Annotated in this window: 13 protein-coding genes; 4 read left to right on the top strand and 9 right to left on the bottom strand. The window is 42.1% G+C overall.

Features of this window, described 5'->3' with window-relative positions; all coding sequences use genetic code 11:
* Positions 1-4 precede the first annotated feature (4 nt).
* From KSMBR1_RS02965 to KSMBR1_RS02935, 7 genes are all read right to left on the bottom strand, one after another.
* Positions 5-703: a metallophosphoesterase family protein gene (locus tag KSMBR1_RS02965; protein ID WP_099323995.1), complete on the bottom strand. Its 699-nt coding sequence runs from the start codon at positions 701-703 to the stop codon at positions 5-7.
* Between the two features lie 3 nt (positions 704-706).
* The gene (locus KSMBR1_RS02960) at positions 707-1,888 is read right to left on the bottom strand and encodes an HD-GYP domain-containing protein (RefSeq protein WP_099323994.1); all 1,182 of its coding nucleotides are present in this window, start codon (positions 1,886-1,888) and stop codon (positions 707-709) included.
* A 199-nt stretch (positions 1,889-2,087) separates the two neighbouring features.
* Positions 2,088-3,740 (bottom strand): NuoF family protein, encoded by a 1,653-nt coding sequence (locus tag KSMBR1_RS02955; RefSeq protein ID WP_099323993.1) that lies wholly within the window; start codon positions 3,738-3,740, stop codon positions 2,088-2,090.
* Positions 3,741-3,919: 179 nt separating this feature from the next.
* Positions 3,920-4,390 carry an NADH-quinone oxidoreductase subunit NuoE family protein gene (locus tag KSMBR1_RS02950; RefSeq protein WP_230408036.1) on the bottom strand — a complete coding sequence of 157 codons (471 nt, stop codon included), beginning with the start codon at positions 4,388-4,390 and terminating at the stop codon, positions 3,920-3,922.
* Positions 4,391-4,545: 155 nt separating this feature from the next.
* Positions 4,546-5,331, bottom strand: coding sequence for a phosphoribosylformylglycinamidine synthase I (gene purQ / locus KSMBR1_RS02945; protein WP_099323991.1), 786 nt, complete (start codon positions 5,329-5,331; stop codon positions 4,546-4,548).
* A 296-nt stretch (positions 5,332-5,627) separates the two neighbouring features.
* Positions 5,628-8,495, bottom strand: coding sequence for a phosphoribosylformylglycinamidine synthase subunit PurL (gene purL / locus KSMBR1_RS02940; protein WP_099323990.1), 2,868 nt, complete (start codon positions 8,493-8,495; stop codon positions 5,628-5,630).
* Between the two features lie 13 nt (positions 8,496-8,508).
* Positions 8,509-9,378, bottom strand: coding sequence for a prephenate dehydrogenase (locus KSMBR1_RS02935; RefSeq protein WP_099323989.1), 870 nt, complete (start codon positions 9,376-9,378; stop codon positions 8,509-8,511).
* Positions 9,379-9,874: 496 nt separating this feature from the next.
* Here KSMBR1_RS02935 and KSMBR1_RS02930 point away from each other — a divergent pair, with 496 nt between their 5' ends.
* Both KSMBR1_RS02930 and KSMBR1_RS02925 read left to right on the top strand, forming a co-directional pair.
* Positions 9,875-11,212: an IS1380-like element ISCku8 family transposase gene (locus KSMBR1_RS02930; RefSeq protein ID WP_099323988.1), complete on the top strand. Its 1,338-nt coding sequence runs from the start codon at positions 9,875-9,877 to the stop codon at positions 11,210-11,212.
* A 460-nt stretch (positions 11,213-11,672) separates the two neighbouring features.
* Positions 11,673-12,278 carry a hypothetical protein gene (locus KSMBR1_RS02925; RefSeq protein WP_099323987.1) on the top strand — a complete coding sequence of 202 codons (606 nt, stop codon included), beginning with the start codon at positions 11,673-11,675 and terminating at the stop codon, positions 12,276-12,278.
* Between the two features lie 57 nt (positions 12,279-12,335).
* On the opposite strand, the gene KSMBR1_RS02920 is transcribed toward KSMBR1_RS02925, so the two are convergent.
* Positions 12,336-12,740, bottom strand: a complete 405-nt coding sequence (locus KSMBR1_RS02920) for a DUF6941 family protein (RefSeq protein WP_099323986.1) — start codon at positions 12,738-12,740, stop codon at positions 12,336-12,338.
* Between the two features lie 470 nt (positions 12,741-13,210).
* Between KSMBR1_RS02920 and fliE the strand changes: the two genes are divergently transcribed.
* Positions 13,211-13,513: a flagellar hook-basal body complex protein FliE gene (gene fliE, locus KSMBR1_RS02915; RefSeq protein ID WP_099323985.1), complete on the top strand. Its 303-nt coding sequence runs from the start codon at positions 13,211-13,213 to the stop codon at positions 13,511-13,513.
* Positions 13,514-14,122: 609 nt separating this feature from the next.
* Here the strand turns inward: fliE and KSMBR1_RS02910 are convergent.
* Positions 14,123-14,347 carry a hypothetical protein gene (locus KSMBR1_RS02910; RefSeq protein WP_157820346.1) on the bottom strand — a complete coding sequence of 75 codons (225 nt, stop codon included), beginning with the start codon at positions 14,345-14,347 and terminating at the stop codon, positions 14,123-14,125.
* A 347-nt stretch (positions 14,348-14,694) separates the two neighbouring features.
* On the opposite strand from KSMBR1_RS02910, the gene fliF reads away from it, so the two are divergent.
* A complete protein-coding gene (fliF, locus tag KSMBR1_RS02905; protein WP_099323983.1) occupies positions 14,695-16,449 on the top strand; it encodes a flagellar basal-body MS-ring/collar protein FliF in 1,755 nt (584 codons plus the stop codon).
* The last annotated feature ends 11 nt before the right edge of the window (positions 16,450-16,460 follow it).

Genomic DNA, 16,460 nt, shown 5'->3' with positions numbered 1-16,460 from the left:
TTAATTACATCCTGCCTTTCCTTAAAATTTCTTCAAGCCTTGCTACGTGATCGGCAGGTATCGTTGTATGCCGCAATCCCCTTGCCGTAGCATCAATATCATACGGTACCCGTTTTATCTCCAGGGCGCCGTCTTTCCATATGGCATACGAAGCCAGGGGTATCCCGTCGCGCGGCTGACCAACACTTCCCGGATTGACGACGGTTATCTCACCTACCTTACGCACCACAGGCAGATGTGTATGTCCAAGCAAAACGATATTTGCCCGCACGCCTTTTAATTCATCTTCCATTTCACTATCGGAAACTTCGGGCCGGAGGTATTTGTAAATATCTCCGCCGGGTGAGCCATGAGACAACAGGAATGTTACGCCGCCTGCCTCTGTATTTAGCGTTAGCGGAAGGTTTGCAAGAAATTCTTTTTCGCCGGCATCCAGTATGGTTTTCGTAAAAATCTTCCCTTGATCGCTCAGTGCTTTATATTTTTCAGAACAGCCGCATTCCATGTTTTTACCAATGGCATTATCATGATTTCCGCGGACAATCTTGTCCGTTAATTTTCGGATTTTTTCTATGCACTCTTTCGGGTATGGCCCATAATTGACGATATCGCCAAGACAAAATATCATGTCGGCTGTTTCTTCCAAAACGGCTTTTAATGCTGCTTCATTTCCATGGATATCAGAGATTATAAGGATCTTCATTTCTTAAATACATTGAATTTCAAAAGAAGCATCACTTTTTAAATCAATTTCAACAGGTTTGATTTTGCCTTGTTTATTATCGTACAATAATTTTACTTTTGGCCTGGTCATTTGTGAAATTTCTACAGAGGCGACAACGCCCGTAAAATCTTTATACATTCCCCGTATAACCTTGATTTCTGAACCTACAGGATATTTCGGCATTACCGTTAAAAAGCAATTCACTAATTCTTCGTTGAATTGCGTGCCGGCGCCGTTTTTTATGAGATCATACACCAGATCAGGGGGCATTCCCTTGCGATACGGGCGGTCTGAAATACATGCGTCATAGGCGTCGGCAACGGCAGCAATCTCCGCACCCATAATCATTTTATCATGCTCTACATAGGTGATTTCTCCCTTATCAAGCTTATTATTCCCCGCCAGGCCACGCGGATATCCTTTCCCATCCTGCCTCTCATGATGTTGATAAGGGATATGCGCAGATACATATCCGATAGTGTCAATATCTTTAAGTAACTCATATCCAAAAGAAGTGTGCTGTTTTATTTTATCAAACTCTTCATTTGTTAACTTACCCGGTTTATTAAGCAGCTTTACGTCAATAAAAATCTTGCCTATATCGTGTAAAAACTCGCCGATGGCTATTTGTTTCAGTTTTTTTTTGTCAAGATACAGCCTTCTTGCAATAATCAACGATATTATTGCTGCATCTATAGAATGCTCGAAGGTATAATTATCTACTGTCTTTATTGAATTCAAACCGGACAAAATATCCTGTCCCATAATTTCCTCAAGGAAAGAGTCAATATTCTCAACCATTTGTTTGAATGCCTGGCTTTCCTGAAAAGTTCTTTTCACCTTTGGGGTATTGATGCTTCGGATAACTGATTCTGAAGTATCCGCTTCTATATCGACAATGGCTGTCTGCGTTACCTTGTAAGTTTTAAGAATATCCTTCGTTGCCATAAGACGAATTTTATCAGAAATCGGGTCTTTAATAACAATATCTTCCGTATCCTTATCTTCTATGTAAAGACAAGCATATCCCCTTGTTTTCAACCTATCGATATACCCCTGCGATAGTTCAACGCCTTTCTTTAGCAATACCTCATAATTCTCTCCATAAATTGGTTTACCCAGCACCATACCGGGTGATAAGCTGTTTATATGTTTTTTAATCATAAATATTGCATAACATCATAAAAATTTAAAAACTTATAACACAATCTTCTTATATAACAAAATGCTCCACGTTGTTATATGACTTCCTCAACCCTCTCCCCTTATCCCCTCCAAAGGGGGAGAATGTCCTCCGCTAGCGGGGGGGTACAGAGGGTGGATTTGTATTTAGTATTTCGTGTTTCAGATTTCATCTCACATTTTATGCTGATGCTTTTTTGGCGATATTCTCTTCATACTCATTTTTAAAGTACTGCAGCGTAGAAACAACGGGATTCGCAGATGTTTGTCCCAGTCCGCACAGCGAAGACGTCCTGGTTGCTTCCGCCAGTTCTTCCAGAAGGCCAATATCTTCTCTTTCCCCTTCCCCGTTTGCTATCCTCGTCAGTATCTCCAGCATCCGCTTAGTACCTACCCTGCACGGAGTACACTTCCCGCATGATTCATTCTGGCAGAATTCCATGAAATACCTCGCTATCTCTACCATAGAGGTGGTTTCATCCATGATAATAAGTCCCCCGGACCCCATTATCGCCCCAACCTCTTTTACCGATTCATAATCAATCGGCGTATCAAGGTATTGCTCAGGCACACATCCGCCCGAAGGACCTCCCATCTGCGCCGCCTTGAATTGCCGGCGACGGGGTATGCCTCCGCCTATTTCAAACACCAGCTCACGAAGCGTTGTTCCCATCGGCACTTCTACCAGTCCCGTATTGTTTACACTGCCCGCCAGTGCAAATATCTTCGTCCCCTTGCTCGACTCCGTTCCTATTGCGCTGAAATACTTCGCACCCTCAAGGATTATTACCGGAATATTTGCCAGTGTTTCCACGTTGTTTATATTCGTTGGCTTTCCCCACAATCCGCTTACCGCAGGAAAAGGAGGACGCGGACGCGGCATCCCGCGTTCACCTTCAATAGAAGCAATCAATGCCGTCTCCTCGCCGCATACAAATGCACCTGCACCCATTTTTACTTCTATATCGAAATGGAATCCGCTCCCTAATATATTCTCCCCCAACAATCCAAGTGACCGGGCATCGCCTATGGCTATCTTCACATGTTCCACGGCAATAGGATATTCTTCCCGCACATAGATTATCCCCTTCCCGGAACCTATAGCATAACCGCAAATCAACATCCCTTCAATTACAGAATGAGGGTCTCCCTCAAGCACCGCACGGTCCATAAATGCACCAGGATCCCCTTCGTCTCCGTTACAGATAACATATTTCTCGTCACCCACGGCATTTTTTGCAGACTCCCACTTCTTCCCCGTCGGAAATCCGGCCCCGCCACGTCCCCGCAGACCGGATGCCTTCACCTCTTCAATTACTTTGTCAGGGGACATGCCGGAAAGTACTTTCTCAAGGGCGGCATACCCATTCCTCAAAATGTATTCACTTATCTTTTTCGGGTCGATTACCCCGCAGTTCCTTAATACAATCTTTTTCTGCTTTTTGTAAAAGGATATGTCTTTCCGGTAGGGTACCCGTTTTCCATCTTCCGTGCAGCAAAGCCTTTCAATGATTTCCTCCTTAAGGACTGTCCTGGAAACTATCTCATGCACGTCACTCTCCGTGACCCTGCCGTAAAATACCCCCATTGGCTCTACCGTTACTACAGGCGCCCTTGTGCACAATCCCTGACAGCCGGTATCCACCACTTCCACCCTGTCTTTAAGGGACTGCATCTCAATTTCCGCCTGAAAGGTTTTGTACACTTCCCAGGCCCCCAACGCCCGGCAACCTGTCGTACAAATTAAAATACGTATTTTCTCCCCGCTGCTTTTTTCCGCTTCCAAAGATTTTCTATACCTTTTCAGGGCATCAATGCTATTCAATTTTTCCATTAACACTTCTCCTCCATTCCTAATAGAAATGTTGAATTTTAAATTCTGAATTCTGAATTAAAATTAATTTAATATTGTAACTATTTAGTGTAATCTATTTAACTACCGAAGCACAACTCGCTTCCGAAATGTTGAATTCTGAATTAATTTAAAATTTAACATTTAAAATCTAAAATTCCCTAATAACTCTTGAGAATTTCCTCGGTTTTTTCTTCAGTCAATTTCCCATAATAGCGGTCGTCTATCATCATTACAGGCGCCAAAAAACACGTGCCTAAACATGCTACCGTTTTATGGGTAAATTTATAGTCAGGTGTTGTTTCGCCTTCTTTTACCTGCAGGACGTCTGCTATTTTCTCCCCGATGTCCGGGGCGCCCTTTATGTGGCAGGCAGTGCCGGCGCACAGCCTGACGGTATGTTTTCCTCGGGGAACCAGCGAAAATTGCGAATAAAAAGTCACGACTCCGTATATCCTGCTCAACGGTATGTCCGTCCGCACCGACACTTCTTCCATTGCCGTCAGGGGCAAATATCCGTACTCCTCCTGCATCTCCTGTAATATCGGAATTAAATCGTTTGACGCGGCACGGGAAAGAATGGCATGACATTTGTCTAAATTAAATGATAATGAATTTACTTCATCCGACATAATTACTTCTCCTTGCAATAAAAAATATACTATTCCGGTAATGCTTTCTTACTATTGTTAATGTAGGGGCAAAGCATTTGCTGTATGCTGTATATTGTTATAAATGCTTTCATACCCAAACGAGCAAATGCTTCGCTCTTACTTATTGTAAAAGTTTAAAAAAATTCCTTTATATATTGAACCGCATTTTTAAAAATCAAAAAGCCATCCCCCGAATCTTTCAGTCCCTGACGTGTCCAGCATGGATGTTGTGTTGGGTCAACATTTCTTTCGGGGTGCGGCATCATGCCTAAAATTTGCCCCGTCTGGTCACAAATGCCTGCTATATTCAGAACCGACCCATTGGGGTTCATAGGATAGCCCGCATCTTCCCCATTCTCATCAACATATTGAAAGACTATCTGGCGGTTTTTCACTATTTTATCCAAAACATCTTTGTCCTTTGCGAGGAATTTGCCTTCGCCGTGTGCTACCGGCAAATAAAGAATTGGAGCATGCTCCCGGCGTATAAAATATGATGTGTCAGCACAAATTTTTAAATACACCCAACGATCTTCAAATTTATTGGAATCGTTGTGGGTTAACGTTGCTTCCTGATGAAATCTTTCAAACGAAGGCAGCAAACCCGCTCTCACCAGCACCTGAAAACCATTGCATATGCCCAGAATGAGTTTTTTTGCATCAATAAAATTTTTTATTTCATCTTCCAGATTGTATTTTATCTGGTTTGCCAGAATTTTACCTGCAGCCACATCATCCCCGTAAGTAAACCCTCCAGGTAAAGCTAATAATTGATAGTTCTCCAGTATTTTTTTATTGCTCAGCAGGACGTTAATATGAATTACCTCTGCCTTTGCTCCAGCTTTTTCAAAGGCGTACTTCGTTTCGTTGTCGCAATTTGTTCCGGCAGCCCGAAGGACTAAGATTTTTGGAGTTTTCATGGAAAATACCTTGAATCAATAACAAATGAAGAGGAGTATCAGTAATTTCTTCGCACACTTCCATTCGTCAGTGCGTGCTTTTTGGCAAAATATTTGATGGTGAAATCCGAAACAAATTCTAAATTTTAATTTTCAAATATTCAAGACCCGGTTTTTTTCATTGGATTTTGTATTTTGGAATTTGTTTCGCATTTTTTATCTCGTGCTTGTTTAGTTCTGGCTAAGCCAGCTTAGTGGTGAATGTTTGCTCCAGTCAGACAGGTCAAAAACAGGTTTTTCTTACCCATCCATACGCATTACCATCGAAGCGGAGACTGCCATGCTTCTTTCAAGGCATAAATGTCTTCTTCTATGATAGTGATATTGTTTAAACCGATAATTTTCAGACAGGGTTCCTGTCTTACTTTGCCCAATAAACCGTGGGGTACGTCTTTCATCACTGCCTCAAATTCTATTTTATGTTCCGGCTTAACCTCAACAAGGAATCGCGTGTTGGTTTCAGAGAAAAGGATCGTGTCATTTCTTGTTATTTCGCCCTCGACAACTGCCTGAGAAAGATTAAGTTCCATCCCACAGCCTCCGGCAAATGCCATCTCTGCCGCTGCAACGGCCAATCCGCCTTCCGAGCAATCATGGCACGACCGCACAATGCCATGGGCTGTTGCTATCGACAGGGTATTCATGGTTTTTTTTCCTGAAAAAGCATTCACCACCGGCACATTTTTCCCTTTATGCCCATGAATATAGTAATAATGCGAACCGCCTAATTCATTACGGGTCACGCCGACGAGATATATTAAATTTCCCGGTTCCTTTGCATTCATGGATACGGCATTCCTTACATCATCCAAAACGGAAATCGCAGATATGAGAAGCGTAGGCGGTATAACAATTGTTTCCGTCTCTGTAATAAATTCATTATTCAAACTATCCTTTCCGGAAATAAACGGCGTCCCGTAAGCCACGGCAATATCGTAACAAGCCTGTGCAGCCATGACAAGGCTTCCAAGGCGGTCGGGTTTATTTGTGTTGCCCCAGCAAAAATTATCCAGCAAGGCAACGCGCTTTAAATTTCCGCCAACGGAGATAATCTGGCGTAATGCCTCGTCAATGGCAGATGCGGCCATATGATAGGGGTCAATATCGCCATAGCGGGGGTTCATGCCATTTGATACAATAATGCCCTTGTTTCGCCACAGTACCGGCTTAATAATACTTGCATCACCAGGCCCGTCATTCTGCACACCCTGAAGCGGTTTCAGAACGCTTCCACCCTGCACTTCATGGTCATACTGCCGGATTACCCATTCCTTGCTGCAAATATTCCATTCAGAAAGTAGTTTCTTTAAATCAGTTCCATAATTTTCTTTTTCGGGGAGGGATGGTTCTTCAAAACCGGGCGCGTTCCATATTGCTTCCCGTTCTAATCGTGGCAAGCCATTGTGGAGGAAATCCATTTCCAGCTCGCCGACCATTTCCGACTGATAATACAACCGAAGCATGTTGTCGCCGGTGAAGTGCCCAATAACTGTCGCTTCAACATTTTCTGCATTAAATAAGGTAATAATCTCCATTTCCTTTTCTTTTGGAACGGAAAGAACCATGCGCTCCTGCGACTCGGAAATCCATATTTCAGCGTAGGAAAGCCCTTCATATTTCAGCGGAACCTTCTCCAGATAAACACAAGCCCCTGTATACTGTCCCATTTCGCCCACAGCGGAAGATAATCCACCCGCACCGCAATCGGTAATACAGTTGTACAATCCCCTGTCGCGCGCCTGCAACAGCGTATCAAGTGTCATCTTCTCCGTTATTGCATTGCCAATCTGGACAGCGCCGCCTGACATGTGTTCTGACTGCTCATTCAACTCTGCCGAAGAAAACGTTGCGCCATGAATGCCATCACGCCCGGTTCGCCCGCCCACAACAACGATAAGATCATCAGGCCGGGATTCTTTCTGGCACATATTCTTTGGGATAATGCCTGCCGTACCGCAGAAAACAATGGGGTTCCCGATATACCGTTCATCAAAATAAATGGCGCCGTTCACCGTGGGTATCCCCATGCGATTGCCATAGTCTCTTACCCCTGCAACAACACCTTTAAAAACCTTCTTTGGATGCAAAGCGCCTTTAGGAATCTTCTCAGGCGGCGTATCTGGCATCCCAAAGCAAAACACATCGGTATTCAGGATCGGTTTTGCCCCCAGGCCCGTGCCCATAATGTCCCGAATTACCCCGCCAATGCCGGTATTGGCGCCTCCGTACGGTTCTATTGCAGAAGGGTGATTGTGGGTCTCCACCTTAAAGCAGACATTGTATTCCTCGTCAAATTCAATAATACCCGCATTGTCTTTAAACACGGAAACGCACCAAGGGGCATTCAATTCCTCCGTAGCCTTCATCACAGTATTTTTCAGTAAGTTGTCGATTATTTTTCCGTTAAAATTGATACGTCCTTTCATGGTCTTATGCACACAATGTTCAGACCATGTTTGCGCAATGGTTTCTAATTCAATGTCCGTTGGTTCACGCCTCAGAGTGGTATAATGTTGTTGAATTGCACGCATCTCATGGATGTTTAGCGACAATTGGCCTTCTGCGCTTATTTTTTCCAATTGGACGTCTTGTGCATTTATAAGTGATATGGTTTTCTTTTTAAAAGGTGCGCTAAAAACCGTTTGCCGGTATTTGGGTATTTCAGGATAGATAAATACGTCTTCTATATTGGTATTTGCCAAAACCTTTGCTGCAATCACAGGTATCGCCTCTGCAGGTACAGAAGCGTCAATCATATATTTATGGGCGGTTTTAACGCCGTCAACTGAAATATTAATATCCCGAAGCGCTTTTATAACCGATTGTTCAACAGGGTCCATAACGCCGGGTTTACGGCTTACTTCTATAATATGGAAGTGTTCGTGAGGGGTTTGACGAGAAGAATCTGATGTGCATAGGTAATGTTGCGTGACTGAATCTGCCAAAAGCTTTTTGGCAATAGTGTCTAATTCATTCTCAGTCAGTTTTCCGAAAAAGATATAGACCTGCCGGACTCTGACGCTTTTTACTTTCGCTAAACCAAAGGTTTCTATTTCTGATATAACATTTTTCCCAAGCGGGTCTGCATATTCATCCTTTAAAAAAACTTCTATTCTTGAATGCATAAAAACCACCTGCTTATTCTTTAGCGTGCGTCCTGGAATTATTATGGAAAATGCTATCGCGGGATATCTTAGCCTTCTTCAACCGTTTCAGTATCATATCTTTATTTCCGGAAAGCAGGTCATTTTTAAATGCGGTGAGTTCTGCCACAAACCGGTCAATTGACTTTATCATATTTTCACGGTTTTGGCCAAAAATATCCCTCCATGACTCCGGGTCGCCGGAGGCTACCCTTGTGGTATCCTTTAAGCCGTTTGCACCATAGGCTAAGTCATCTTCCGCTATAGCATTTACAAGACATGATGCGGCAAGGTGAGGGAGATGGCTGACATATGCAAGCAATTCATCATGCCTTTCAGGAGAGATGTTTTCCACCTTTGCTCCCAGAAAACTCCACAAGTGAGAAATAGTTTCCACCGCCTTTTTATTGCTGTTGAATGGAGTTATAAAACATATGCATCCCTCAAAAAGATCCGGGGAAGCATGGTCAATGCCTCTTTTCTCTGAACCGGAAATCGGATGTGCTCCTACAAAAGAAATATCATCTCTCATGTCTTTGGTTATCTGCCTGACGATATAGCTTTTGGTGCTTCCTACGTCTGTCAGGACAGAATTGCTTTTCATAAAGGGGATGACCTGTTTTGCAAACTCAATAATTTTACCCACCGAAGTGGCAAGTATAACAATATCCGCATTTTTGACTGCATTATCGGCGTTTAAATGTCCCACATCTATGGCGCCTATTTTCAGGGCGCTTTCTAAGGAAGAAGCCTGATGTCCGATTCCAATGACGGTCTCTGCCAGATTCCTCTTTCTTAAAGCCAAACCGATAGAGCCGCCAATAAGACCGGGACCGACTATGCAAACATTCCCAAATTGCATCATGATAAAAAATGTGTATTTAATGGTATAAATTGAAGGTAAGATGGAATTCGTTGGAGAAACGCATATTACCGTTAAAACGTTAATTTGTCAATGTTTTAAACTCTGTTAAACCGTAGGTTTTTGGAAAGCAAATATGCTTGTCAAATGCAATGTATACAGTAAAAATGCATGCATAAATACCCACGCTGGCGTAGCTGGAAACAAACAAGCACGAAGTAAAAAATACGAAATTCTAAGTACGAAATCCGAAACAAATTCTAATAACAAAGCATAAAATTCAAAACGACTCCAAAACAGCCCTGTCTGAGTGCAATCGCGCACAGGCAGGCAAAACAATACGAGGCATGAAAAAAGATGTGCTTGTTTGGAATTTCACCTAAATCCTGCAAACAAGGCAAAGCCTTGTTGCAGGAATAGGATTGAAATGGTAGGATTTCCAAGGTATTCGGCGGTATATTGATAACAAAAAACACCTGAAAGGAGATTCACCATTTCGATGAAGAATATAGCAAAAAAATACAGCAAAAGACAACCGAAAATCAAGGCAGAGATGAGCGGGAAAGGCTTAACGGTACATGCAGGGCTTTTACCGGTATTGAATTTTATGGGTAAGCTGATGTTCCGGGAGAGAGTCCATGAAGCGGTCCATAAGGATCGTGGAGCAAATGCCCGGTATCAGTTTGTCGATGCGGTACAAATGGTAGTGATAGGGTTGATAGCAGGGGCGACATCGATGGTAGAGGTGATGAAGGTGTGTACAGATGAGGTATTGAAGAAGATGTCCGGGTGGAAAGAGGTACCTGTAGATACTACGATAGGACGTATTATGAAGCTGGCGAGTCAGGGAGATATAGTGGAACTGACGGGGGTGATCCACCGGTTTAGGGGAAAGATATGGAAGCGTGCGGTGAGATCAGGCCATAAACTCAGGAGTGCTCTTTGCGAAGTATGGATAGATGTTGATTCTACCGTAGATGGTGTATATGGGAAACAGGAGGGTGCAGAGGTAGGATATAATCCGCACAAGAAGGGGCAGAAGGCGTATCATCCCTTAATGGCATTTATTGCAGAAACAAAGGAGGTATTACATAGTTGGTTCCGCTGTGGAAGCGCCTACACGAGTAACGGAGTAGTAGAGTTCATGAAGGAATGTATGGCGTACATGAATAAGGGGGTAAGGGTGGTATTTCGGGGAGACAGCGGTTTTTTTACCGGAGAATTACTTGAATACCTTGAGTCAATATTGGCGGGATATCTGATTAAGGTAAAGCTGAAGAATCTGGAAGGATTGCTTGAAGGGCAGAAATGGAATGAGGTGAAAGGGGAGCCAGGATGGGAACAGGCTGAATTTTGGTATCGATGTGCAGGGTGGGATCGTGCGAGACGTTTTGTGGCAGTGCGGCAATTGGTCAAAAGAGAAAAGAAATTAGTAGAAGTGTCCGTGTATGAGTATTTTTGTTACGTTACAACGGAGCGGTTAAGTCCGATGGAAGCGCATCGTTGTTATGGAAAGAGGGCTACCTGCGAGACTTTGATAGAAGAGAGTAAAGGACAGATGAATGCGGGGCACATACGTACGGGTGAATTTTTGGCCAATGCTGCGCTATTTCAGTGTGCGGTGTTAGCGTATAATCTTTTGAAGTGGATGGGATTGCTCAGTGGTGGAGTGATACAAAAGTGGGAAGTAAAGACGATGAGACTGTGGTTAATCCGTGTGGCAGGGAAACTGGTGGAGAGAAGCCGGCAGATGACATTAAAATTGCCGGAGAAATTTCTCCATCAGGAGGAATGGGAAAAGTGGGAACGCATGTCACTGGATGTAGTTTTTCAGTAGAAAACCGACGTTGTATTTCGTTTTTTTAGTCTTTTGAGAGTGGTAAGTATACCGCAGATGGAGACAGTACATCCCTATCTTGATTTTCATTGCATCAGAGAGCACGTTTCCGACAATTTCCCATGTCTTTTTGTTTAAAGTAGTACAATAGCGCTACCACAATTGCTAAAAAACGGATATCTGTTATCGCTTTTTGCCAATCTTGGTAGTGGAAAATACTGATTTTCGCATTGCGAAAATCGTTTGCAGGATTTAGGTTTCAAATCATTTTGCCATTGGAATTTGTTTCGGATTTCGTACTTCACAATTAAATCATAGTCCTTGACTTGGTTTTGTTTTGTGATTATATATTAAATACATCAAACAGGCATTGGAATAAGAAACGGAATTTCACTGCCCAATATGACGGGTATAATGTTATAGATAGGGATAGCAGACTAGCAAGGAATCTTGAAGAAATATGTTAGAGGAAAGCAGAAACATAAAAGAAATATATTTATTGGTAAGTCCATATATGAGTTTTCTCTTATCTTCTTCCGGTAAAATGACATACCATGCCAGACTGTTGAACAGCATAACGACTGTGTCGAAAAACGAAGGAGTATATGGATTTGTTGTCTTAGACGGGCTAGTGTTCTCTTCTATAAAAGAGCAGGAAAGGTCTCTTGTCGAACATGCAAGAAAAATGTTTGGGCAGAATAACTTGAAAATTGTACGGCAGGACGAATTATCGCCAAGGTTTTTTTATGATGAAAGCCTTGCAAAAAGGCTCGTTGAACGTGAGAACGTTACGGTTACCGGACGCGGAACATATATCCTTCGGGGCGTTTTGCAAAGTGTCTCTCATTTCATAAAAGCGTATAACATTCCGCCACAAAATGCATTTGTCAACCTTAGAGAGTCTATAGACGGCGGAAGACCGGAAATTGACGCCAAAATGATATCAGGATTGCCGGAGCTCATACAAATCGAGAAAAAAACACCACAAATTGGTTTAAATGATCTTGTTCGATGGAGAGATAAAAGGATCCATATTCTAAAAAAAATGGGATTCTCATTTGGATAACCGGTTTCAGACACGTAATAAACTATAGCATCACCTGGTAAAAACCCCTTTGCAGCGCTATGTGACATTTTTTCTTGCTTCGGCTACTATCAACTCAAACGACCAGACAAGTGCCCCGTCTATAGAAAAATCTATGGAATAATTGCCAAAATGGTTCAACGGTAATTTATGAATTGGGTGAATAAAGTTCATGAAGCAAAATGAACTCCCGTCTGGAATTGTTACGAAAAACGCATTTTCTAGTGTGGGCAATAGTTTTTTCCCGTCTGCATCAATGAAAGATATTCTGAATGTCTTCTTCCCCGCGTCTCTTTTACCAAACCGCAATTTCAATACAAGGGTGCTGGAATATACAATGGGTACCCTTGTCGTCGTAATCATATCGAAGGCACCGAGGATGTTTAAATTATTTTTAATATCAATATTTGCCGCCTGGCACAGGGTGAACAGTAACACTTTCATATCAATACTATCCTAACCTGGACAAGCCAGAACCGAACATGCACGAAATACGGTAATACAAAAGAGGAACCACAGATTTCACAGATTAAAAAATTATTCACAAGCTTACAATTGACCAATGACGAGTGACGAAAGACGAAAGACGAAAGACGAAAGACTGATGACCAATTACCATAGATTATTTTTGCTCCGGATATCTTACTACAGTATTATCCGGTAAAAAATCTTTTTTTGCCTTTGCGTTTAAATTATGAGTAGGGTGGATTAAGGCGTTGGTTTTTACGCCGAATCCACCAATAATATTTCTAAAAAGACAGGTATGGCATCACCTTAATTGCGGGGTTTTTTGTTGACACCGCCAGCAACGTTGTTAGAATAAATCCCCAATACTTAGTCTATCAGTTTGTTGCGTATTCAAAAAATATATAGACTTGCCTTTAAACTATACAATACAATGTAGAGTTCCTTTTATGGCGATATCACCCCTCGGAAAAGATCAAATAATTCAGAATCATAAGAATGACTTTGATTCTAAGAAACAAACAGATAAAGGGACTTCATTTCAGGATGCATTCGGCAGTTTTTTTAATGAGATTAATGAGTTGCAAACAAAAACCAATGATAGCATAGAGCATTTGTCATCGGGCAAAGTTGAAAATATACATGAGGTTATGGTTGCCATGTCAAAAGCGGAGGTGAGTTTTAAGTATATGATGGAGGCCCGTAATAAGTTAGTAAAAACGTATACAGAAGTAATGAAAGAACAAAAATAGCCGTTTTTCACACTCCAAGGCCACCCGTTCCGCATGTACCATCCCGCAAAAAATCAATTTGCACCTTCTTCATTTAAATAATAATTCTTTTTCCTCCCTCGTTGTAACTATTCAGCGTAATTTATTAAACTACCGGAGATCAGAGCGCAACTCGTTCCCAAACCTTGTACTGAACATAGTGAAGTATCTGTTTGGTAACAAGCCGTGTATCGTTTACGCTGAATAATTACTCCTCGTCAAACATTTGGTAACACTTTGGTTTTTTGAAAAAAGTAGGGGCGAAGCATTTGCCCGTGTTTGGGTATGAACGCATTTATGACAATTTATAGCAAAATGCTTCGTCCATACACTATGCGGTAAACATCACTATTTTAATTTAGTGTTACAACATATGACTGTTTCGACATTGGTAAACAGTTTAAATAATAAGACAAAAGAATACCTTCCTCAACTCAACGGGAGCATTCCCGATTTTTTGTAAAAATGCCATTAGCAGGGGGGAGGGGAAGAATAGTAACTCAAGCTTCCAGCTTGAGGGTAAAATACCACAAGCTGGATGCTTGTGTTACAATGTACAATTAGTTAACCAAAAATCGGGAATGCTCCTGTTCAAACTATGTCCCCCGCTGGCGGGGGTGCAGGGGGTGGACTGGATTTCTCCACCGATTCAACTACCCCTTTATTATAAAAACAAATTTGACCCTCTTTCCCACGCTCCGCAGACAATTCCACCCCCTTAATCCCCCGCCAGCGGGGGACAGGTTTACCACATCCCTTGCTGCTTTCATGCCCTTGTGGGGTTGATACAGGTGCATTCCCGGTTTTTTGTGACATCTCCCATGTTTTAATGAAACGTAGAGTAGTCTTAACCCCTGGCAACGTTATTTTGCCCCCAATCACACAAACGGTTACAAAAAATCTGGAATGCTCCTATACCCTCCCGTCTTTCTGTTAAAATAATATACACTCAATTTACAGTAGAGTGTAATTATCGACTTCCACCTTCATTCGCCCGAATTCGTTTTGAAAACAATATTTTACCTGTTCTTGTAATGTATTATTTATCAATATGATAGGACATTTTTGTTGTTGGCGTGTCCATTGCTATCTGTTGGTATTGTAATTGCTTTGTATCCGAACGTACCAATAAAATACTCATAACCATCAAAGGAGCATTTACTATGAATTTAGACATGAATAGTTTTACAGGGCAGTTAAAGAATGTTTGGAAGGAAATTAGTTTTTCGCATAAATTTATTATGATATCGTTAACCCTGTCATTTCTGATTGGCATAGTTGGGGTAATGCAATGGGCCAGGAAACCAGACTTTGGATTATTGTACGGAGAATTAAGCCCGAAAGAAAGCGGGGAGATTATAAATCATCTGAGGGAAGCGAATATTCCATACAGAATAAGTGGGAATGGGACTACGATTCTCGTTCCCAATGATAAGATTTATGAGATGAGGCTCAAGTTTGCCAGTGAAGGTTTGCCCCATGAACAAACCGGGTATGAGTTACTGGACAAGGTAGGCTTTGGCTCTTCTGATTTTATCCAGAAGATAAATTATCGCAGGGCAATCCAGGGCGAACTTGCGAAAACAATTAAACATCTGGATTTTGTAGATTGGGCGCAGGTACACCTTGCCATACCTGAGAAATCTTTATTTGTTGAAGATGAAAAACCCCCAACGGCATCCGTTGTGTTGAAACTAAAAACCGGCGGTAAGTTAAAACCGGAACGAGTTGCAAGTATCGTACATTTGGTAAGCTCCAGCGTCGAGGGATTAATCCCTGAAAATGTTACGGTAACCGATACTCGGGGCAACCTGCTTTCGGAGAAAGAATCTCCTTTCTCACAGACAGGCGCAAGTAATGATCAATTGGAAATAAAGAAAAAAATAGAAGAATATTACGTGGCGAAGGCTCAGGATATGTTGGACAGGATTGTTGGAGCGGGAAAATCTGTTGTCAGGGTAAGCGCTGACCTGGATTTTCGTCATGTAGATGAAAAACAAATTGAGTTTGATCCTGAACGCAGGGTGCCTAAGGTTCAAACGGTAACTACCAAGGTATCCGGCGGTACTCCGTTTTCGGGGGGAGGTGTTCCCGGAATGCAGGCAAATCTTAACTTATCGCAATCAAGTATGCTTCAATCCTCCGGTTCTTCCGAAGAGGAAGAAACTGCGCAAACGCAATATGAATTAAGCAAGGTAGAACGTATGGTTTCAGATCACGGAGCGAATTTGAAAAGATTGTCCGTTGCTGTTCTTGTTGATGGCAAGTATGAAAAAATTGAGTCCGAAGATGGAAAAATACAACAAACATATGTTTCCAGAAATAATGAGGAAATGAAGGGAATTGCTTCTCTTGTAAAACAGGCGTTGGGGGTAAATATGGTTTCCCGCAATGATAGTTTTGAGATACAAAATGTACAGTTTTATGAAGCTGATTATGCAGAGGAAGAAGCAATTTTAAAGAAGGAGCAACAAAAAGAATTTATGTTAAAACTGGCCAAAAACGGTTCGCTCGGCATAACAGTGCTGATGTTTCTGATGTTTATGCTGCGAAGCATGAAGAAGATTAAAAAGAAGGCAGCACCTACGGTTGAAATGGAACACTTTTCGGCTAAGGGAAAGTCTGGTAAGCAAGGATTTGCCAAAATGCAGCATGACGATACTGCCGGCAGGAATAAACTGTTTGAAGAATTACGCATAAGCAAAGAGCGGCAAGGCATCCAATACACAAAGGAGGAATTGGAAGCGGCAGTAGAAGAAATGCTGGCGATGGAAGAGTCGGAAAATCCTGAAGAAATAATGGAAGGAATGAAAAGAGAGAAAAAACGGAAATTAATACTCGGACATATGCAGAAGGATACCGATCTTACCTCGACAGCATTAAAGAGGTGGATAGAAGGAGAATATATCTCATCGTAATAATGTAAAGA

The organism is Candidatus Kuenenia stuttgartiensis, assembly GCF_900232105.1.
In the GTDB taxonomy this organism is placed as follows: Bacteria; Planctomycetota; Brocadiia; order Brocadiales; family Brocadiaceae; genus Kuenenia; species Kuenenia stuttgartiensis_A.
This window is presented reverse-complemented; position numbering and strand designations above follow the sequence as displayed.